This window comes from Marnyiella aurantia (assembly GCF_014041915.1).
Taxonomy (GTDB): Bacteria; Bacteroidota; Bacteroidia; order Flavobacteriales; family Weeksellaceae; genus Marnyiella; species Marnyiella aurantia.
Genome location: NZ_CP059472.1, coordinates 2,470,823 through 2,489,401, shown reverse-complemented (window position 1 = coordinate 2,489,401; position 18,579 = coordinate 2,470,823). Strand labels below are relative to the sequence as shown.

17 protein-coding genes, 1 tRNA gene and 1 pseudogene are annotated in these 18,579 nt (G+C 43.1%); 6 read left to right on the top strand and 13 right to left on the bottom strand.

Translation table 11 applies throughout. The features are described 5' to 3' along the window. Positions 1-46 precede the first annotated feature (46 nt). The 8 genes and pseudogenes from H1R16_RS11560 to lptB form a co-directional block, all read right to left on the bottom strand. Complete coding sequence (locus tag H1R16_RS11560) at positions 47-301, bottom strand: hypothetical protein (protein WP_181886393.1); 255 nt, start codon at positions 299-301, stop codon at positions 47-49. 72 nt (positions 302-373) lie between these two features. Then, positions 374-1,201 (bottom strand): GLPGLI family protein, encoded by an 828-nt coding sequence (locus tag H1R16_RS11555; RefSeq protein WP_181886394.1) that lies wholly within the window; start codon positions 1,199-1,201, stop codon positions 374-376. Between the two features lie 376 nt (positions 1,202-1,577). After that, positions 1,578-2,969, bottom strand: a complete 1,392-nt coding sequence (locus tag H1R16_RS11550; RefSeq protein WP_181886395.1) for a type III PLP-dependent enzyme domain-containing protein — start codon at positions 2,967-2,969, stop codon at positions 1,578-1,580. Positions 2,970-3,045: 76 nt separating this feature from the next. After that, positions 3,046-3,696: a thiamine diphosphokinase gene (locus H1R16_RS11545; RefSeq protein WP_181886396.1), complete on the bottom strand. Its 651-nt coding sequence runs from the start codon at positions 3,694-3,696 to the stop codon at positions 3,046-3,048. After that, complete coding sequence (locus H1R16_RS11540; RefSeq protein WP_181886397.1) at positions 3,697-4,272, bottom strand: cob(I)yrinic acid a,c-diamide adenosyltransferase; 576 nt, start codon at positions 4,270-4,272, stop codon at positions 3,697-3,699. Between the two features lie 42 nt (positions 4,273-4,314). Beyond that, positions 4,315-4,899 (bottom strand): hypothetical protein, encoded by a 585-nt coding sequence (locus H1R16_RS11535; RefSeq protein WP_181886398.1) that lies wholly within the window; start codon positions 4,897-4,899, stop codon positions 4,315-4,317. 28 nt (positions 4,900-4,927) lie between these two features. Beyond that, complete coding sequence (locus tag H1R16_RS11530) at positions 4,928-6,658, bottom strand: ABC transporter ATP-binding protein (RefSeq protein ID WP_228451067.1); 1,731 nt, start codon at positions 6,656-6,658, stop codon at positions 4,928-4,930. 483 nt (positions 6,659-7,141) lie between these two features. After that, positions 7,142-7,867: pseudogene (gene lptB / locus H1R16_RS11525) on the bottom strand (LPS export ABC transporter ATP-binding protein); the annotation flags it as partial. Positions 7,868-7,989: 122 nt separating this feature from the next. On the opposite strand from lptB, the gene H1R16_RS11520 reads away from it, so the two are divergent. Next, positions 7,990-8,319, top strand: coding sequence for a TM2 domain-containing protein (locus tag H1R16_RS11520; RefSeq protein ID WP_181886401.1), 330 nt, complete (start codon positions 7,990-7,992; stop codon positions 8,317-8,319). Positions 8,320-9,047: 728 nt separating this feature from the next. Here H1R16_RS11520 and hemB read toward each other — a convergent pair. Next, on the bottom strand, positions 9,048-10,040 hold the full coding sequence (gene hemB / locus H1R16_RS11515) for a porphobilinogen synthase (RefSeq protein ID WP_181886402.1): 993 nt from the start codon (positions 10,038-10,040) through the stop codon (positions 9,048-9,050). Positions 10,041-10,155: 115 nt separating this feature from the next. Here hemB and H1R16_RS11510 point away from each other — a divergent pair, with 115 nt between their 5' ends. From H1R16_RS11510 to H1R16_RS11495, 4 genes are all read left to right on the top strand, one after another. Beyond that, the gene (locus H1R16_RS11510; RefSeq protein ID WP_181886403.1) at positions 10,156-10,500 is read left to right on the top strand and encodes a T9SS type A sorting domain-containing protein; all 345 of its coding nucleotides are present in this window, start codon (positions 10,156-10,158) and stop codon (positions 10,498-10,500) included. Between the two features lie 69 nt (positions 10,501-10,569). Continuing rightward, a complete protein-coding gene (locus H1R16_RS11505) occupies positions 10,570-10,968 on the top strand; it encodes a VOC family protein (RefSeq protein ID WP_181886404.1) in 399 nt (132 codons plus the stop codon). Positions 10,969-10,972: 4 nt separating this feature from the next. Next, positions 10,973-11,320, top strand: a complete 348-nt coding sequence (locus tag H1R16_RS11500; RefSeq protein WP_181886405.1) for a DUF2116 family Zn-ribbon domain-containing protein — start codon at positions 10,973-10,975, stop codon at positions 11,318-11,320. Between the two features lie 19 nt (positions 11,321-11,339). After that, positions 11,340-11,413, top strand: a tRNA-Pro gene (locus tag H1R16_RS11495). 97 nt (positions 11,414-11,510) lie between these two features. Here the strand turns inward: H1R16_RS11495 and H1R16_RS11490 are convergent. Then, positions 11,511-12,347, bottom strand: coding sequence for a CvfB family protein (locus H1R16_RS11490; RefSeq protein WP_181886406.1), 837 nt, complete (start codon positions 12,345-12,347; stop codon positions 11,511-11,513). A gap of 63 nt (positions 12,348-12,410) precedes the next feature. Here H1R16_RS11490 and H1R16_RS11485 point away from each other — a divergent pair, with 63 nt between their 5' ends. Continuing rightward, positions 12,411-12,608: a KTSC domain-containing protein gene (locus tag H1R16_RS11485; RefSeq protein ID WP_181886407.1), complete on the top strand. Its 198-nt coding sequence runs from the start codon at positions 12,411-12,413 to the stop codon at positions 12,606-12,608. A gap of 53 nt (positions 12,609-12,661) precedes the next feature. On the opposite strand, the gene H1R16_RS11480 is transcribed toward H1R16_RS11485, so the two are convergent. The 3 genes from H1R16_RS11480 to H1R16_RS11470 are packed head-to-tail and all read right to left on the bottom strand — an operon-like array spanning position 12,662 to position 18,295. After that, entirely contained in the window at positions 12,662-14,218 is a 1,557-nt protein-coding gene (locus H1R16_RS11480) for a DUF6850 family outer membrane beta-barrel protein (protein WP_181886408.1), read from the bottom strand. Continuing rightward, positions 14,215-15,573, bottom strand: a complete 1,359-nt coding sequence (locus tag H1R16_RS11475) for a DUF4876 domain-containing protein (RefSeq protein ID WP_181886409.1) — start codon at positions 15,571-15,573, stop codon at positions 14,215-14,217. Before H1R16_RS11475 ends, H1R16_RS11480 begins: the two co-directional genes overlap by 4 nt. A gap of 10 nt (positions 15,574-15,583) precedes the next feature. Next, complete coding sequence (locus tag H1R16_RS11470) at positions 15,584-18,295, bottom strand: TonB-dependent receptor (RefSeq protein WP_181886410.1); 2,712 nt, start codon at positions 18,293-18,295, stop codon at positions 15,584-15,586. Between the last annotated feature and the right edge of the window lie 284 nt (positions 18,296-18,579).

Sequence of the window (18,579 nt, the reverse complement as noted above, 5' to 3'; positions counted from 1 at the left end):
TTCTTTTCTCATCCAGAAAGAGGTATTGTGACGGCGGGTTGTAGGCTTAGTTCTTTACCAGCATGTTCCAGATAATGACGGCGAGTTTCCTGGCCAGTGCGGAAACGGCGCTTGGCCTCCCTTTTTTGTAGCGGAGTCTTTTGAAGAACTCTGCCAGCCAGCCTTCCATTAGGTAGCCGATGGCATTGGCCGTGTTTCCGAGTGTTATTATATGCCTCTTTTTTTTCCGAATAGTTGATGAAATGCCTGATTTATGGCCGGCGCATGCTTGCGCAAGTTCATTAGATGTTACATACAGCAAAATCTTTCCTAAGCTTTTGCGGGCATGAGTCAGCTTTGATACAAAGTACTGTCGTGATTTTTATGCATAGAATTAAGGTACAATGATGTCAAACAGGTACACTTCCTTGTCTATAGGATTATTAAATTTAGAAGTGATCTTTTTTATCAGTTGTTCCTGCTGCTTAATTACAGAGGGCGATGCGGTTTTAAAATTGTAGTGAAATGTGTCGCCCCAAATGTTTTTGTACATTATGCTGTGATGTCCGGGGTTTTCCAGAAACTCTTTAATCTGCTTTGCATACTTTTCTTTGGTGATATTTGATTTGGGTAACTTGATTTCTTTAATCTGGTTGGTCTTTTGGATTCCTACAAATGAAATCTCATAATCCAAATCGGTTGACAGAACTCTATAGACCATTCCAGGTAGTCCGGAAAAAAGATAAGGTCCCACAAACAGAGGCACATCTTCGGTATAGAAAATTGCCCACTCCCGACCTCCTGCATTTGTCCACGCCTGTTTTATAGAATAACCCCCCTGTTTATCCACTTTCGTATTCAATAACTGATATTTGAGTGACGGCTCTTCATATGTATAAGTTGCACTGTTAAAGTCAGCTGAAACCCATGATTTTTTTGTCCCAAGATCTTTGTAAACCTCAAACTTTAAATTTGGACTTTCGTAGCTGTCTGAAAGCGCAGGATCATTGGCCTGCACCATAGAATCAAGTTTCTTCTGATCCAGGCTGTAGAACCGGCTTTTGTGATTATTGACCTCCAACATCATGTACTCAGTTTTTCTCTCTTTGAGATCAGCAACCGGCTGGTAGCTTACTTTATAAAGTATTGAATAGGATTGTCCAAATAAAAATGAACTTACAACACAAAGGAATAACGTAAGTAGTGTGGAATATGGCTTCATAAGGAGTTTATTAATAAATCTAAACCGGTGATGACGAATATAAGATTAATTACACAAACAGAACCAGCCTATAATGTCTTTGAACTAAGTTTTCAATTGTCGTTTCACTGAAACCATTATTAACAGCGCGGTGCGGTTGAATACCTGAGGAATGACATTATCTTGGCTCAAATTACTGATAAATTGAAGATTATCAAAGTACCGATTAATTCCTCCGTCAGAGAAGGTAAACTCCGGATCTTAGCCCCGATTGCAGTGGAAATCCTTTTAATATTTGGGTTACGGCGGCGAAGCCGCCGCAACCCAAATATTAAAAGATTGCAGCGTAAAGCGGGATCACAAATGAAAAAGAGCAACTCACGTGTTGCTCCTTATTTTAATATCCTAAAAGTTTCAGCACCTCCTCGGGCTTCTGTTCCTCGCGGAAAACCTCGTAAGTGAAGTTTCCGTCTTCATCCTTATTGATCAGTATATGCTTAGGCTGTGGCATCAGACAGTGGTGAACGCCGCCGTAACCCCCAATGGTTTCCTGATAAGCCCCGGTGTGGAAAAATCCAATGTACATGGGCTTGGTCTCACTGAAAACCGGCAGGTAAATGGCATTAGTATGCTGCTCGGAGTTATAGTAATCGTCTGAATCACACGTAAGTCCACCCAGGAATACACGCTCATAGGTATCGTCCCAACGGTTCAGCGGCAGCATGATAAATTTACGTGAAATAGCCCAGGTATCCGGCAATGTGGTCATAAAACTGGAATCAATCATATTCCATTTTTCCCTGTCATTCTGCCTTTTCTGCGAAATCACTTTATAAAGATGGCCACCGCTTTCACCCACGGTGAATGATCCGAATTCGGTATAGATATTCGGCTCTTCCACACCCTCTTCTTCACAGAATTTCTTGATCTGCGATACGATCTCGTTTACCATGTACTGGTAATCATAATCGAAGTTGAGGGAGGTTTTAATAGGGAAACCACCGCCGATGTTCAGTGAGTCCACTTCCGGCGCAATCTTCTTCAGCCTGGCATATACACGCAGACATTTATAGAGTTCATTCCAGTAATATGCGGTATCCTTGATACCGGTATTAATGAAAAAGTGAAGCATCTTGAGCCTGGCATTGGGATGTTCGGCAATTTTCTGACTGTAATACGGAATGATGTCCTTGTAGCCTATTCCCAGTCTGGAGGTATAAAACTCGAACTTAGGTTCCTCTTCCGAAGCGATACGGATGCCTATGTTAAAGGTGGTATCGATACTTTCGGTAAGCTTGTCAAGTTCGCGGTAATTATCCAGGATTGGAATGATGTTCTGGAAACCGTTATTGATGAGATCGGAAATCTTTGCCAGATAATCATCGGTTTTAAATCCATTGCAGATAACCTCCACATCCTTGCCATAATTCCCTTTATTATAAAGTGAACGGATAATATCCATATCGTAGGCTGATGATGTTTCCAGGGAAATGTCATTTTTAAGAGCTTCTTCCAGGACAAAAGCAAACTGGCTGGATTTGGTGCAGTAGCAGTAGGTATACCCTTTTTTGTAATCGTGCTTCTCAATGGCCTCCTTAAACCAACCTTTTGCGCGCTGGATATTTGTGGAAATTTTCGGCAAATAATTAAATTTCAGCGGAGTACCAAACTCTTCTACAATATCCATCAGCGGAATATCGTGAAACTGCAGACTGTTTTCAACCACATTGAATTCTTCAGTAGGGAAATACAGGGTTTGGTCAATAAGTTCTGAATATTTAATTTTCATTATAAGCTTTCGGTTTAAGTAATTACAAAATGCAAATGTGGTAAAAAAAGTTGATTTTAAAGAACAATCGACTCAGTTATCCCTCAGCACTGCCGTTCGCATCGCCGGTTGCCAGTCCCACGAATAGTACGAGCGCACCCCTCTCAAAATTAATCACAACGGAATCTTCAAGTGCCAGATTTCGTGTTCCGATCCGGTCTGTCATATTTAGAGTTTCGCCAGAGAGAGGCCACTTTAAGCCTTTTGTAGTGATTTGGGCCGCCTCGGGATAAGGATAAAGCGACACCATCCTGTTTTTTACATCGTTCAGTACTGTGTGCTCTTCTGCGAAAAAGTAACAGGCAAATTCATCATAGAAAGTGATTTTCAATTTGCTTTTGAACAAATAGGCAACGTGCAGATTCCCGAGAAAATGATCCATTTCGCCTCCGCTTCCGCCGTATACATCAACTTTTTGAATTCCGCGTTCCAGCAGAATCTCCAGCGATTTCTGAAAATCGGTTTTGTCCTGATCCGGTGTATAGATGAATCTCTGACTGTAAATATCCTCGTCCGAACCGTTATGGCTGTCGAAATCACCGGAAATAAAATCCAGTTGGTCCAACGGATAACCCTTTTCCTTCAGGTATCGAAAGGCACCGTCCGAACAGGCCACCATTTGGTATCCGTCAGTTTCCGGCAATTGGTTGGGTGGGACACCATTGATAAACAGAAGAGCTTGCTTCATTTATTGTCCGCGGTCGTTGGGGTTCCAGTATTCTTCCTGTTCGCCATGAATTTTGGAGACATATCTTGCCAAAACAAACAGATAATCTGAAAGACGGTTCAGATATTTAATCAGTTCTGGCCGAACTTCTTCGTGCCCATTCAGAAACACCAGACTGCGCTCGGCACGTCGGCAAACTGTGCGGCATATATGCAGCGATGTGGCGCCTTTACCACCACCCGGAAGAATAAAGTATTGTAATGGTTCCAGAGTAGCTTCAAATTCATCCATCCACTGCTCCAGCTCCTCTATTTCCGTTTCTGAAATCATCAGTGACAGGCGCGACTTACCGTTAGCAAGCATCAGTTTATCCGTTGGCGTAGCAGATTCTGAACCTACTGTAAAAAGGTCAAACTGTATTTTCTTAAGCTGGTTCAGGATGCGTTCGTCATTTATTTCAGCTTTGGCAAAACCGATAAATGAGTTCAGTTCGTCAATGGTGCCATAGGATTCAACCCGGGCTGAAGCTTTGGAAACGCGGGTGCCGCCGTAAAGCGAGGTTTCACCTTTGTCGCCGGTCTTGGTATAAATTTTCATACCCAAAGATAAGTTTTAAAATGGAAATTTTAAGTTGAAAGGCTATTTCACTACCTCCACGAAATGCCATACCGTCTGGTCCTTAGGATGATAAATGACGGTGCTGGAGTTTGGAAAACGGCTTATTTTATAATATTCAATTGTTTTATCGGTCCTGAGTTCGTTTAGGAACGAAACATTAACAAGATCGCCTGGGATAAACTTCTCAACGAAAGCAATTTTCTCGATGATGGACGAGCCGTCCACCTTCTTATATTCTTTAGCAGAACGGCTTTCATCGGTGGTCGGCTGTTCTGTAAGCGACTGTAACAGCAGTTCCTTTTCCGGAGCTTTATACTTAAAGACATAATAAGGCGAGCCATTGGGCGTTACAATCCTTTTGCCGGTTACCTGACTAAGCTTAAGGTCATTAGCCGCCGTAAAAATGCTATCGAAAGCCACATCCTCGGCCTTCACTACCCTGCTCACCTGCTCGGTGATGGTTTGTTGCACAGTTTCCATGGCCTTTTGCTGAACCTGGTCTTTGGTATCGGTCACAATAGTTGTTACACTTTCCTCAATTTTCTGACAGGAAAACAGCAACATCGCACCTGCAGCCAGAACCACTTTAGTATTAAATATTTTCATATTCGGATTAAACGTAAAATTAGTGCTTTTATTGGTTATCGCGGTAGGAACTTACCAGTTTATCAAGATTCAGGCTGCGGGCCGACGCGTCAAAAATCTCGCGGTAGGTTCCGTTCATATCTACGAGCTGGTCATGGGTGCCGTTTTCAACCACATGGCCCTTTTTCATCACATAAATCATATCACTGTCCAGAATCTGCGAGAGTGAGTGGGAAATAATGATTACGGTCCTGCCCTCTTTTATGGCATCCAGTGAGTTTTTGATCTGTTCTGTGGCAATGGCGTCCAGACTTGCAGTAGGTTCGTCCAGAAAAATAATGGGGGGATCCTTCAGGAAAAGTCGGGCAATCGCGATGCGCTGCTGCTGCCCACCGGAAAGTTGAGTAGCATCATGCTGATAGCCTTGCGGCAAATCCATAATCTGGTCATGCAGATAAGCTTTTCTGGCAGCCGTTTCAATCTCTTCAAAATTGGCATCCATATTTCCATAGCGGATGTTATCTTCAATACTTCCCTGGAAAATGTGGTTTCGCTGCAGCACCAGACCAATATCGCCGCGAAGAAATGAATTTTCATACTGATTAAGGTCGATGCCATCGAGCGTAATATTACCTTCGTCGGGAAGGTAAAACTTACAAAGCAGATTAATTACTGTGGATTTCCCGGCACCGCTTAACCCCACCAGGGCGGTAGTTTTGCCGTTTTCAATACGCATGGAGACATTATTCAGTGCCTTTGTGCCGTTGGGATAGCTGAAATCTACGTTTTTAAGTTCAAAAGTACCTTTTATATTACTGTCGACTACAGTTCCGTTGGGTTCGGTCTCTTCATCAGCATTTAAAATATCAAAATAACCTTCGGCATAGATGAAGGCATCATTCATATCATCATAAATCCGGTGCAGCTGACGTATGGGTGACGAAACATTATTGAAAAGCATAATATGAAGCATGATAGCACCAATGGTCATTTGCTGGTCCAGCACCAGATAAACAGTAAGCAGGATGATGAGCACGACACCAAACTGCTCAATAAAAGTCTTCAGGCCGTCATAAATGAAGCTGGTGCGGCGCGTGTAGAGCTGGCTGTCCATAAGCTGCATCTGAAGGTCGTACTGTTTCTTACCTTCAAATTTTTCGCGCACAAAACTTTTGATCACCATAATGGACCCTATCAGATTAAGCAAGCCTGATGTTTTCTGTTCGCGCTGATTTCGGAGCGTACGGCGCACCCCCGAAAGCCTTCTGGCCTGAAGTGAACTCACATAAAAATAAATGGGAACCACCACCGTTGAGACCAAACCCACATATACATTCTGCATATACATGATGATGAGGGCAATAATCGCGTTGGAAAACAATGGCAGTATGTCGATGAAAAAATTCTGCACCAGCTTGGTCAGACTTTCAATTCCGCGGTCTATGCGGGTCTGCAGTTTTCCTGTCTCGTGATTTTCATCGTTAAAATAGGCAATGCGGTAACGCAGGATCTTGTCAATCGCTGTTTGGGCAAGAACAGAACTTACACTGATTCTGATTTTTTCACCATAGAATTTCTGGCCAAACTGGATGAAGATATTTGCAAGTTCCTTACCCAGCAGTATGGCCGTTATAACCACCAACACATGGATACCCTCACTCATCGGGTCGGGCAGATTCACCAGTTCAGTTACCTCGTCCACCGTGTATTTCAGTACCAGAGGGTTTACCTGCGCCGCAAGAGCACCAAGGAAGGTAAGGAAGAGTGTACCGTAAATCATGTAGCGGTACGGCGAAATAAAAGGGCGCAGCTGTTTATAAATGCTGATCAGGTTAGTAGTGCGGGCGAAAGGTTTCGGCATAAATATCAAAAAAGGTTTCAGAAAATTCCAAAACCTGAAGTAAACAAAAATTCGACCAAAAAAGGATTAGCTCTTGTAGGTGTAGCTCGTCAGATAGTGCAGTTCCGGACGGCTGGCCGCGGTTGACTCGGCTTCTGCCATTTCCAGCGAATAGCGGCTTGTAAGCTCTTTCTTCTGAAAGAGGAAGGAATTGTTCGCATTTTTATCTACCACATTATTGAATATGTGCTCAATTTCTGAATTGGCCAGCGACGCAAAACTCATATCCTCAAATCCATACATTAACCTCAGATTATCAAGTCCGGAAAAATTCGCGTCCACATAATCGCGGAACTGATTTTTGGAGTCGAAATTTCCTGCCCAGATATTGTACACATAAGATTTCGTCTGTTCTTTGTTCAGAATATCCTGATACACAAAGTTTTCGCCCAAATAAGCTTCGCGAACCAAAGGATCATTGGCCAGATCGTGAGGCAAGCCTTCCTTCAGGATTTTACCTTCAAACATAATATAGGTTTTATGCGTGATGGCAAGCGTTTGCTGCACGTTGTGATCGGTAATCAGGATACCGATGTTCTTGTCCACAAGGCTGCGCACGATTTTCTGGATATCTTCCACAGCGATGGGGTCTACGCCGGCAAAAGGTTCATCCAAAAGAATAAAGTTAGGGCTTGTAGCCAGACAGCGGGCAATTTCGGTACGCCGTCTTTCACCACCCGAAAGCAGGTCGCCGCGGTTTTTGCGTACATGCTGAAGTGAGAATTCTTCAATAAGTTCGTCGCACTTCATCTGCTGTTCCCTTTTGGAAAGCTTGGTAAGCTGAAGAACTCCTAAGATATTTTCCTCCACAGAAAGCTTGCGGAATACCGATGCTTCCTGCGCCAGATAGCCAATTCCCTTCTGGGCGCGGCGGTACATGGCATCCGAAGTAATTTCCTTATCGTCCAGGTAGATTTTTCCGGAGGTCGGTTTTACAAGACCAACGATCATATAGAAAGAAGTTGTTTTTCCGGCGCCATTGGGACCCAGAAGCCCTACAATTTCGCCCTGTGAAACCTGTACAGAAACGCCTTTCACCACTTTTTTCGGTCCGTACTCCTTAATTAAATTTTCGCCCCTTAAAATCATGCAGCAAATATAAATAAAAATGGTGCACGACCTCGGTAAGCTCAAATATTTGAATATATCGGCACAACTCTTAAATATTTATGCAGAATTTCAATATTATTATTAATTTTAAATAAAAAAACATGGAAACCTACGGCTACAATAATCCCGATCCACAAAACAGAAATTCCAATTACCGCTCCGAAAAGAAACTGGCCACAGGGATTTTCGCCATTATTTTGGGTGCTTTGGGCATCCACAAGTTCTACCTTGGCTATACCAGTGAAGGTATTACGCTCTTGCTTTCCACGCTCATTATCCTGCCGCTGCTCACCATCATTACCTGCGGGATTGGAAGTGCCTTCTATCCTGTAGTTTTTATCGTACCTCTTATTGAAGGTGTCATTTACCTGACGATGAGTGACGAACAGTTTGACCGCACGTATGTTCAGGGACGCAAACCCTGGTTCTAAGTTTAATTTTTCAATTTGGACAGATTATTACAATACACTCCCCGTTTTCTGTTTCGTGCAATTAACTTTAAACGGGCTGATGTTGGGGTAAAAAGCGAACAATTTATTCAGATTTTGAATTTTGGATTTTAAATTTTGGATTTTAGATTTGCTCAACATTAAAATATGAACCTTCTCTCCGTGCACTTTGTGAGAACCTTTGTGAACTTTGTGGTTAAAAGTATTTAGATTTCAGACATCAGATTTCAGATGTTAGATTTATTCAAAAATGAAGTATAAAACCTCCGTGCCCGCCGTGGTTTAAATAGAAGCAAGAGCCAATCCGCAAGACGTCAGATTTTGGATTTTGGATTTTGGATTTATTCAACGCATCATAATATGCTCACAGATTACACTGATGAGCACAGATTAAAAATATTTAAGCATAACTAATAATGTTTCTGTGAAGATCAGTGAAATCCGTGCGAGAGGTAAGCCCGCAGATTACACTAATGAGCGCAGATTAAAAAAATTTAAGCATAAAAAGCACGGTTAAAATCCACGACATCGGGATTTATAAAATAAATATTCAGACTTTTGAGATTCCTGCGGAATGAGAAAGAGGCTGTTTTCTAGATGATGGATACTGGGTTTTCATGTAAAAATTTACAAAAGGCAAAGATTACGACCTTTCTTAAAAATAAAAGGGCCTCCATAAATGAAGACCCTCTGTAATTTGTGGTGAGAACTTATCCGTTCAGCAGGATGGCCGCTTCCTTGGCCGCATAGGTAAAAATCATATCGGCGCCGGCGCGTTTTATACAGGTTAGGCTCTCAATTACTGCTTTGTCATTATCCAGCCAACCGTTCTGTGCCGCCGCCTTCAGCATGGCATATTCACCGCTTACGTTATAAACCGCAATTGGCAGGTCAATAGTTTCCCGAACTTTCGCAACAATATCCAGATAAGGCATTCCGGGTTTTATCATAATGATATCGGCACCTTCGGCTACATCTTTTAATACTTCGTCAATGGCTTCGCGGGAGTTATGAAAGTCCATCTGATAGGTTTTCTTGTCCTGCGGGATTTCCTGCGAATCTACTGGCGCGGAGTCCAGGGCACTTCTGAAAGGTCCGTAGAAAGAACTTGCATATTTCGCCGAATAACTTAAGATGCCTACATCGGTAAAACCGCTTTCTTCCAGACCTGTCCGGATGGCGGCTACACGGCCATCCATCATATCGCTGGGCGCTACAATGTCGGCACCGGCTTTAGCGTGAGATACAGCCATTTTGGTAAGAGCCTCATTGGTTGCATCATTATCAACTTTTCCGTTCGTGATAATCCCGTCGTGACCGTAAATGGAATACGGATCCAGTGCAACATCGGGCATCACTACCATTCCGGGAACAGCATCCTTGATAGCTTTTATGGTATCCTGCATTAGTCCACTGTCATTCCACGATTCTTTTCCGGTATTGTCCTTCAGGTTTTCGGAGACCTTCATATACAGGTTAACGCCCTTCACACCCAGGGAATACAGTTCGCGGCATTCCTGCACGGTGAGGTCCAATGTTCTGCGGAATATTCCGGGCATTGAAGCAATAGCTTCCTGTTTGTTTTGGCCTTCCATTACAAAAACCGGCATTACCAGATCATTGGTGCTAAGAACAGTTTCCTGAACTAAGCTGCGTATGGCGGCGCTCACTCTAAGCCTTCGGTTGCGGGAATATATCATCATGATTTAAATGTAAAAGTGGTATTCTTTTTGAAAGTACAAATTTAATGATAGTTAATGATAAAACTATTGCCGGTTTACGGAAGTTTCTTATCTTCGTAAAGTATTGTATTAAAAAATGAAAAAACTTTTACTTATTATATTATTTTTCGGCCTTGGCTTCAGCTCCACTTTTACTGCTCAAAGCCGCGAACCTTTTGGGGTAAGTCAGAAAAATGACGACGGAACTCTGGTGGCCTACCCGAATCCTACACGCGATATCCTGTTGGTGAAAGCAAAAGACCCAATGGTAAAAGTGAGGTCGGTTTCTTTTTATTCCATTCTGGGCACTCAGGTGGCAAGTTATAATGTGAATATGAACGCTGCTGAGATTAACTTGGGAAACTTGAGACCTGGTAAATATCTGATGAGATATATACTGAGCGACAATACTCAGAAAATCAAGCAAATTATTAAGCAGTAATAATTACTTCCTTACCGGTTGCATATACATATCCGTTTCCGAACGGATATTTTGCTATATTTGAGTGTGATGAAAAGCTTTCAGAAAGTACATACCATCCTCTACGTAACTGATCAAGCAATAAGCCGCGAATTCTACCGGCAAATTTTGGGTCTGGAACCGGTGCTGGATGTGCCCGGCATGACGGAATTTCAGCTTTCTGATGTTTTCACACTGGGCCTCATGCCCAACAGCAGCATTAACAGAATTCTTAAAGGGAAAACACCTGACCCTACAAGCGGAACAGGAATTCCACGTTGTGAACTCTATCTTTATGTGGATGATACTGAAGCTGAATATCAGAATGCTGTGGCTCTTAATGCAAAGGTTCTAAGTGCACCTGCTGACCGTGACTGGGGTGACCGTGCCTTTTACTTGGCTGATCCTGACGGTCATATAGTAGCTTTTGCCAAACAACTTAAAAATTAAGCGCATGAATACCTGTCTGGAATGCAGCGAGCCCATACACGGAAGATCCGACAAGAAATTCTGCTCGGACGCATGCCGTAATGCCTTTAACAATAAGCAGAACAAAGACGCTTCGAATTTGATGCGCAACATCAATAATAAGTTGCGAAAGAATCACCGGATTTTAGCTGATCAAAAGTTCACCGAAGGCAAAGCCAAAACGACCCGCAATAAGCTCTCGGCTGAAGGCTTTGATTTTGAATATTTTACAAATCTGAAAATCTACAAAAACGGCGCTGAGTACCGATTTGTCTATGATATTGGATATAAATTTCTGGAAGAAGACTGGATTTTGCTGGTAAGGAAAGAATGATTACTTTTGCCCACGAATTCGGGATGTAGCGCAGCCTGGTAGCGTACTTGCATGGGGTGCAAGGGGTCGCTGGTTCGAATCCAGTCATCCCGACTGATAAAAAAGAGCAGTTCTTATCACTGCTCTTTTTCTGTTTACTGAGTTGAACGTTTCAGGCATAAAAAAGGACTGAAAATTCAGTCCGATATTTCTATTCGCCTTCGTTTACCAAACGTATTTTATCTTCGAGGATTTCAATCTTCTTGTCGCGGTAAAGTCCACCAATGGCTTTCTTAAAATTCTTTTTACTCATCTGAAGTTCCTGCTTAATTTCCTCAGGCTCAGATTTGTCTGAAAGATACAAAAGACCATAATTGCTTTCCAGCTTTTCCAGGATGACCTGCTGGAATTCATCGATATTATCATAACCTTCGGGCTGAAGGGAAACATCAATCTTACCGTCTTCGCGGATGGTTTTAATATAACCCACCTCATCAGACAGCGGGAAAAGCCTCTTATAAACATCGGACGTATAAATGAGCCCGATATATTTTCTGTTGATGATCACGTTCCAGCCCAGTTCACTCTCCCCCATGATGATAAGATTCACCTTATCTCCTTTGCGGAAAGGCAGATCCTCATACTGCGGATTCCTTTTGAACTTGGTAGTGCCGGTAATAAGACCCATTTTTTCATCCACATAAACATAGACAAGATAGCGCTTACCTTCAAGGATTTTTAGCTTCTGCTCCTGATAGGGAATGAAGAGATCCTTAATGATACCCCAGTCCATGAAAGCACCGCTGGGCAGCGCCTGTACACAGGTCATTACCGCAAACTCCCCTATCTCGGCGGTTGGTTTTTCTGTTGTAGCTTTCAGTTTATCATCGTCCTGATATACGAAAACTTCCATCTCGCTGCCAACTTCAGCATCTTCTGAAGCAAAAATTTTAGGAAGGAAGGCTCTTTCCCCGTTTTCATCTTCCAGGAAAAGTCCGGAATAATTTTTTTCTGCGATCTTAAGAAGTTGCGTTTGCCCTATGTTCATATATTCAATAATAAGCAGCAAAGGTATGAAATCTAAAGGAACAGATATTGCACCACACGCAATATGCCTTCGTCAGTCATCAGTAAATATTATTACAAGCCGGAACTCCGGATCCTGACCATCGTTTATATTTCCGGTGCCGTGTACGACTATTTGGACGTTCCCCAGGAGGTTTTCGACGAATTCCGCTCGGCCTACTCCAAAGGAGTATACCTGAACACGGAAATCAAACCGAGATTTGCTTTTAACAAAAGGGAATAACCAGTCAGCTTCCGGCAACTTCCAAAACTGCTGCGCTATACTGATCCTATTTGCTAGTACGACAGGGAAATTCCTGCGTTAAAGTACAGATTAGGCGTTCCCGGGTAACCGGTTTGATGCTGAAATTCCTTACTTATTGCGTACAGTGCTGCAAAACTGGTAAAGATCCTCAGATTTGTTTTTGCAGTAATCGGACTGTAAAAATTCAGGCCGAACTGCGGACCTAACTTCGTGGCTGAATCATAAGCGTAATCGGGCGCAATCACATTATTGAACATCAGGTCACTGGACGAGGCAGGTGTATAGTTCAGGCTTTGGGAAACCGGGATATAGGAGTTCAGCCCGGCTTCAAGATTAAGTTTAAAACCCGGTGAATAAAGCAGATCGCGGTTGGCTGTCAGATTTAATTCAATAGATTTGACGTACTTATAAGTAATACCCAGCAAATCGATGGCTGAAAAGTCTGTGTACGATGCACTCGTATTTAAACCAAGAATCACCCGCTTGCTGTCCTTCCACACCACCGCATTGGAAAATCCGGCCTGGTCTAATGTCATCCGGAAATTCTGCCCTTGTTCCGGCACACTGTAATTGTCACCCGTAATGCTTTTAAAATGTGCTGAGGAAATAATATCCTTTTCAGCTCCGCTGTGCAGCCAGTTGGCCTGTGCGTAAAAATTTCTAAGCCTGTATTTCATATTTTCCAGACTTTCGTCGAAATAGACGGCTCCGCCGGCATCTTTTGTAAATAAAGTTTCAATCGATTTTGAGTAGTCCGAATTAAGAGTTATCAAATCACGCTCACCGCGGAACGCATAACCGGCGCCATAGCCTCTGCTAAAAGTTTTATAGACAAAATCACTGTAAGACGGGAAGTTGATTATCCGGCCATATCCGGCCGAAAATCTTACGAATGTATCCGGGAACGACGGAGCGCTAATATATTCGTTGACCGAAATTATATCATGCTCTTCTGTCTTGCGGCCTAAATGTCCAAAAAACGAGATTTGATGTTTTCCCAAATTAAAACCTACAAAAGCTTTCCCCGAATAATCGGCTGAGGAGATGCCGGGGCGGGGATCAGTATCCCGGAAGGAGCTGCGGTTTTCGTAGTTAACGGCAGCACCAAAGTCAAAAAATGAAAGCCTGTAACTTGCGCCTCCGATAACGTTGTACTCCTGCGTTTCCCAGTTTCCGGCTTTTGGTACCAGCAGATAGTTGGGGTTCAGTATGAAATTTTCCTCAGTTCGCTGGGCAGTCAGGTTATAGGCCAGATCTTTTTCCGTTCTGAAACCGTAATTGAAGCTGCCAAAAAGCCGCAGTTTTTCGCTGATGTTATAAATACCGTCAGTTGCAAAACCATATTCGGTGATTTGCCCTGCAGTTTGAGCGCGTTTCATATTAAGATCCCGGCTTTCGAACTGCAGGGTGGTTTCTGTGAAATCGGCTAGCGGCAAAGTCACATACTGAACAGGATTTGATTTCAGATTCTCAAAATGCTGCCTGTAAATCTGGTTCTGCATCAAATCCAGGCTGTCCTGTTCCTGTGCGTGCAGAATGATACACGACAGTGTGAAACTTATTGTTAATGCTGCTTTAAACTTTATCATTGTGCAAAGCCACGAGGATTGGCCATTGAAAGTTTAACAAAATCATTAGCAGAATTATTGGTGTCTTCCAAAATGCGGCGGCCATCGGGCAAAACGGTTTTTGTTTTTCTGATGACAGACTGGGAATTAAACGCTGCATCTGTATTGATGAACGAAGCATCCACCGCAGAACCGAGCATCTTCGGTCTCTGGGAATTGGGATTAAAATGCTGAAGTTCCACTCCGTCTATAATTAAAGAGACCGGAATCTGCTTATAGAACTTAGTGTTAAAACCAATTACCGACACAGTTGGGTCTGAATAGTCCGGTAACGTATCAAAATCATTCATCCTGAATATTGCGAAGCTGTCCCTTCCTAAATTGTCTATGAGGAAATCATTATTGCTGTTCCAATAGCCTGTTCTGCCCCAGTAAGCAATGGTAAGATCTTTAACAGCAGGGTTCTGAAGATCGTATTTATAGACCGTATCTCCGATGGAGAGTTTGAAATCACCCAGATAGGCTTCAAAATCCGCTGTACTTAAATCCACAGTGAGCGAAGGATTCAGAACAGTAACCGGCACTCCCGTATTATCTACAAGCGGCGCCTTGTGATTGGAACCGTTTTGTGCAATTACCAGCGACTGTCCGGGCTGAATCGGATATTGCGTACCGCTGCCCGGAATCTGCAGTACATAATCTGCATATACGTAATCAGTATTAGCAGCACTTCCGGCAGTCATACCCAGAGATTTGCTCCAGTCGAACTGCCCGTTTGCAAGCGAAGTGGCGTTTACGGTCATATTGTTCTTCCCGTAGAGTTGCGCAATATAAAGCCCGTCGGCATAAATCACTTCATTGGAATTGTTATAAATTTCGATGAACTGGTCACGAAAGGAGGCACCCTGGGTGGCGTGTGAACCGGCATAAAATACCTGTTTGATCACAAGATCGCCCAATCGGGCCGATTTAATCTCAATAGTGGTTGCAGTCACATTCGCATTAACAATCACATTTTCCTGAACACCATTAAAATGTACGTCAGGCACCGGAGAAGCATAGCCAAAAGCTGCCAGGAATTCTGCAGCCTGCATTGTTTTGGAAACCGTGGCCTTATACGTACCCGGTATAACAGTTGCAAAAACTGCGGCACCGTTATCTCCCGTGGTTTGTGTATACGTATCACCCGAACTGTTATTTACAAGAGTTACCACGGCATTTTTAGACTGTGCATTGCCGAAGTTGCTGTCGTATTTTACCTGAACTGTAAAAGCAACCGGTGCAAGCATACCGCCACCGTTTCCGGAGCCAAAATCATCACTCCTGCAGGAGAACAGCATCAGGATTATGGCAAAAAAAGTTATAATCTGTTTCATATTCACAATGTTAAAATTCGTATTCTATCTTGGCACCAAAAGACAGATCCAACAAACCACCTTTAGGTCGTACTTTATAGACACCGGACTCAAAGTAGGTCTCAGTTTGTTTAAGGTCCAGGAAATTATTTGCGTAAAAGGAAAACTTAAACCCATTCCGGAAATCCTTGGAAATCTTAAGATTCATATTGTGGTATACCTTATCCAGGCTGGTATCTACCTCATCCACATTACCGGACTTGATATGAGCAAATTGGGAAGGGTCATCGATCTGCTGTTGGTTAAGTTCAACCCTGTTAAGATTGGCATCGATATAGGCGTACAGAAGACGGGGATTACGGATAAAGGCATCATCAACAATAAAATGCTGGGTGCGCAGCGTAACCAAAAGTCCGGCACCCGGCAAATGGTAATTCAGTGCGGCGCCAAACATCATCTGGCGGTATTTACTTGTAAAAGGCCGGTACAGACCGTAGATTTCATCTTGAGTAAGGTCTGTTGTTTTGAAGTATTTATCGGTTCCGGAATTGTTCGTGGTTTCCACATAACTTCCGCTCAGATCCAGTGAAAGATTACTTACAGGTAAGCGGTTGAACCCTATCATAAATTCCAGACCTTTATCGGTAGAGGTAAGTGCATTTACGATACGGTTCTGCAGAAAGAAGTAGTCTTCATAACCTGTAATCTGAAAATCGGGCGTATTGGTGCCGTCCGGCTGTACAGTAACAAGGGCTAAATCTCTTTTGGCCGCGAAGCTTTCGCTGGTGAAGCCATCTTCCAGTTTATTATAATAAGCTGTAAGACTTATATTTCCGAAAGGCAACCGGTAATCCACACCTACTTCCGAGCGGTTACTTCTTGTAGGCTTCAGATCTCTGTTATCGGAATAATCGATAAACGTTTGCACGATTCCAAAGTTATAAACTCCCGGTACCCGAACATCAGCCAAAATCATATCAAAATAGCGTGGACCTGTATAAATCATGTTGATACCGGGTGCTTTCGAGGCAATACCAAAGCCTCCCCGCAATTTCAGATTTTTCCAAAGCAGATAAGAATTGACCCTGGGCTGCAGAATAGTGCTTCCAGCCTGACGGTCGAGCCTGGCACCCGCGTTCAGGTTGAAAACAAATTCACCGAACTTTTTAAACATATTATCTTCGGCAAAAAGAGATAACTGATATTCCGCCTTTACATTTTCGCCAAAATTATAAGGCCTGAAAGCCTGACCGCCGCCCTGGAAAGGGGCAATAATCGTCTCAGGACTGCCCAAACGTCCGGCTCCCCGGTTATCACTGCCGCGTGCCGAAGTACCGACAAGAAAATTATGGATCCAGCCTTTATCGGTTTTCAGATTTTTCTTTATATCAGCGGAAAAAAACATGGAAATAGGTTTTCCTTCCACTTCTTTTGTCTGTCTGTATACTACCGGCGAATAGGTACCGAGGTAAACGCCTTCCACAAGACTGGTACCCACAACTTCACCACCCGAGTTGTAAATGCTGGATTCATGGGTATTCTGGTAGCCACGGGAATAACTTGCACTGATATTCAGGTTATCAATTACTGTATTTTTAAAACGCCAGTTGAAGCGGTTGGAGATCACGAAATCCCGTTTCCTGTTGTAAACGATCTTCTGGTTCTGGTCCTCAGCTTCGAAATTGGCGTCATCCAGATTATTGCTGTAATTTACCGAAAGAGAGTTGCTTATATTACGGTTACGACCGTAAACCGTCCATAACAGACTGCTGCCCAGCCTCTGATATTTGTTGAATTTGGTACGCGGATCTGAATTGGAACTAAGGTAGTTGAGGTTTACGTTCAGGAATCCCAGACGTTCGGTTAATTTAAAACCTTTGTTCAAATTATACTCCTGGGTTCCTTCGCGAACTGCCAGATAGGCGCGGTAAGGTGTACTGCCGCTTTTCTGGTGAATATGAACAAGGCCCGAAGTAAGGTCGCCGTAGCGTGCAGAAGGAATACCCTGCACAACTTCCACGCTTTCAATATTTTCCACCGGAATTTCACGAAGATCTGCACCGAAATTAGTATTTGAAAAATAACCGTTATAGCCGTTGGCAACCCCAAAGCCAATTGTATTAGGAGAAAATACAGATCCCTGATTCAGGAATGAGTTTGAATTGGGGGCGTAATTTCCCACATAGCTCTGCATGTTCTCGTTATTGGACACCGGTATACCGTCTACAACCACCGCCGTTCCGAAAGACTTATTTCCAAAACCTTCCATTCCGTTAGTGGCAATCGCGTTAGGATTTACCGACCGAAAAACAATGGGTTTGAATTCATTCAGTCTCAAGTCCTGAAGTTTCTGTCCCGGCAGCTGCTCCAGCACGTCACTTATAGAAAATGCCTGAATGTTTTTCAGTGCTTCTTCCCTGATTTCAATTTCAGAATAATGTTTCTTCCTCGCGGTAAGTGTCACTTCCTTGATGCGCACGGAAGCTACCTGCATTTCCACCGTCACCCTCTCCGGAGAATCCTGCGCGAAAGTTCTCTTTTCCTCCATCATTCCAACACGCGAGAAAACCACAGTCTCACCGTTACTGTACTTAATCTCGAACGCACCGGAATTGTTAGTCACAGTCCACACACCTGTATTTTCAACCATAACCCGTACACCACCAACAGGCTTGCGGGTATCGGACTCCACAACCACTCCGCTTAACTGTGCCAGCAATGTAGCCGGGAACAGGACAGGCAATAAAATGAAAAATATATTTTTGGTAAACCTCACAACGCAGGATTCGAGTTAGTCAATGAGTATAAACTACCTGCTGCAAACGTGGGTGAGACCCAATTGAGAGCAATGCTTCCTCCAGTAGGAAAAGGCCGGCGCGATAAGCTTGTATTGACGTATTCATAATGTTGAGATTCTGTCATAAGTCAGGTCATTTAAAGACGCTGCAAATGTAAAATTTTTTCTCTTATTTTTAATAATTCTAAATAAAAATTTGAAAACAAAAAAAAGAGGCAAAAAGCCTCTTA

What these genes read in the sequence shown, in the direction of transcription:
- H1R16_RS11555 (WP_181886394.1), bottom strand. Translation starts at nt 1,201, where the DNA reads ATGAAGCCATATTCCACACTACTTACGTTATTCCTTTGTGTTGTAAGT.
- H1R16_RS11550 (WP_181886395.1), bottom strand. Translation starts at nt 2,969, where the DNA reads ATGAAAATTAAATATTCAGAACTTATTGACCAAACCCTGTATTTCCCT.
- H1R16_RS11545 (WP_181886396.1), bottom strand. Translation starts at nt 3,696, where the DNA reads ATGAAGCAAGCTCTTCTGTTTATCAATGGTGTCCCACCCAACCAATTG.
- H1R16_RS11540 (WP_181886397.1), bottom strand. Translation starts at nt 4,272, where the DNA reads ATGAAAATTTATACCAAGACCGGCGACAAAGGTGAAACCTCGCTTTAC.
- H1R16_RS11535 (WP_181886398.1), bottom strand. Translation starts at nt 4,899, where the DNA reads ATGAAAATATTTAATACTAAAGTGGTTCTGGCTGCAGGTGCGATGTTG.
- H1R16_RS11530 (WP_228451067.1), bottom strand. Translation starts at nt 6,658, where the DNA reads ATGATTTACGGTACACTCTTCCTTACCTTCCTTGGTGCTCTTGCGGCG.
- H1R16_RS11520 (WP_181886401.1), top strand. Translation starts at nt 7,990, where the DNA reads ATGGAAACCTACGGCTACAATAATCCCGATCCACAAAACAGAAATTCC.
- hemB (WP_181886402.1), bottom strand. Translation starts at nt 10,040, where the DNA reads ATGATGATATATTCCCGCAACCGAAGGCTTAGAGTGAGCGCCGCCATA.
- H1R16_RS11510 (WP_181886403.1), top strand. Translation starts at nt 10,156, where the DNA reads ATGAAAAAACTTTTACTTATTATATTATTTTTCGGCCTTGGCTTCAGC.
- H1R16_RS11505 (WP_181886404.1), top strand. Translation starts at nt 10,570, where the DNA reads ATGAAAAGCTTTCAGAAAGTACATACCATCCTCTACGTAACTGATCAA.
- H1R16_RS11500 (WP_181886405.1), top strand. Translation starts at nt 10,973, where the DNA reads ATGAATACCTGTCTGGAATGCAGCGAGCCCATACACGGAAGATCCGAC.
- H1R16_RS11490 (WP_181886406.1), bottom strand. Translation starts at nt 12,347, where the DNA reads ATGAACATAGGGCAAACGCAACTTCTTAAGATCGCAGAAAAAAATTAT.
- H1R16_RS11485 (WP_181886407.1), top strand. Translation starts at nt 12,411, where the DNA reads ATGCCTTCGTCAGTCATCAGTAAATATTATTACAAGCCGGAACTCCGG.
- H1R16_RS11480 (WP_181886408.1), bottom strand. Translation starts at nt 14,218, where the DNA reads ATGATAAAGTTTAAAGCAGCATTAACAATAAGTTTCACACTGTCGTGT.
- H1R16_RS11475 (WP_181886409.1), bottom strand. Translation starts at nt 15,573, where the DNA reads ATGAAACAGATTATAACTTTTTTTGCCATAATCCTGATGCTGTTCTCC.